This is a genomic window from Caballeronia terrestris, from assembly GCF_001544515.1.
GTDB classification, from domain to species: Bacteria; Pseudomonadota; Gammaproteobacteria; order Burkholderiales; family Burkholderiaceae; genus Caballeronia; species Caballeronia terrestris.
Genome location: NZ_FCOL02000481.1, coordinates 1 through 1046 on the forward strand (window position 1 = coordinate 1; position 1046 = coordinate 1046).

General features: G+C 59.1%; 1 protein-coding gene and 2 pseudogenes. All 3 read left to right on the forward strand.

The genetic code is table 11. The annotated features are described in order from the left end of the window. Nucleotides 1-283 (forward strand): annotated as a pseudogene (locus AWB67_RS41255) (hypothetical protein); the annotation flags it as partial. A 232-nt stretch (nt 284-515) separates the two neighbouring features. Beyond that, entirely contained in the window at nt 516-821 is a 306-nt protein-coding gene (locus AWB67_RS41260) for a hypothetical protein (RefSeq protein ID WP_087660908.1), read from the forward strand. Then, nucleotides 766-1046: pseudogene (locus AWB67_RS42865) on the forward strand (hypothetical protein); the annotation flags it as partial. The gene AWB67_RS41260 and the pseudogene AWB67_RS42865, both read left to right, overlap by 56 nt.

A 1046-nucleotide genomic window follows, 5' to 3' on the forward strand; every position in this document is an offset into this window, starting at 1 on the left:
CTTCCGACCGGTCGTGCGGCGTGCTTCAGTCGGCATGTTGTGCTGGTTGACCTGCCTCGTGGTGTTGGGCGCGCTGTTTCCAAGCTACCCGACGGATTTTCTGCATCTCGGCATCGCGAAGATGAGGTTCGTCCTGTCGGCCATCGGTTTCAGCGGTGCGCTGGGTGCGCTAACCATGCCTGCCCTCACCGATCGGCTCGGCCGCAAGCCGGTGATGATTCTTTCGGTCATCGCCGCCTTCCTCTTCCTGCTTTGCTCACGGCCTGTGACGCGAATCCGCTGAAGCTCTTCACTTTTCTATTCATCATGCTGTTCTTCATCTTTGCGTTGATTCGGTGCCCGCAAAACTGATGTCGACCGCGTCCTGCCTCGTCATCGGAAATCGTCGATGGCATGCTTGCTCGCGCAGTCCTCGGTGCGCCCGGGACTGCCGACGTGACCCATTTGCGATGAACCGTGAATGAACGGTCCGGTCTGCTTCACCTCCAGCAGCCCTTTGACCACCGCGCGGGAAGATGAAACACCGCCTTGACATTGAGCGACATGATCGCGTCAATGTCCTCGTCATTCACTTCGATGAGAGGCTTGGCCGGTTCATCCCCGCACTGTTGACGAGGATGTCGAAGGGCGCTCGCGACGAAACCAACTACTTCTGGTTCGAAGATCCGTATCGCGATGCCGGTCTGTCTGCGTTTCCGGAGGCGATCGTGCTGAATCGTTACAATCGCCCAGGTGAATTCCCTTCGACACCATCGAGTGCGAGACATGCTGACTTCCTATTTCTGGAGCGGCGACGCCATCCGCAGTCGACGCGTAAGTGACATCGTTTTATCAGGCACGCTCGACGTGCCCATGCCCTCCGCGCGCCTGCTTGCGGATTGGCAGAGAGAGACATCGTCGCGGCTCGTCCTGGAACCCGGAGATGTCGAAACAATGCCATTGGCGCGAACGCAAGTGCGCTGGCCGGACTACAAGCGCTGCGTGCACGCAATGTCCAACTGGACGTCCGCGCTCGGACTACCGATGGTGCTTGCCTCCAGTGACGT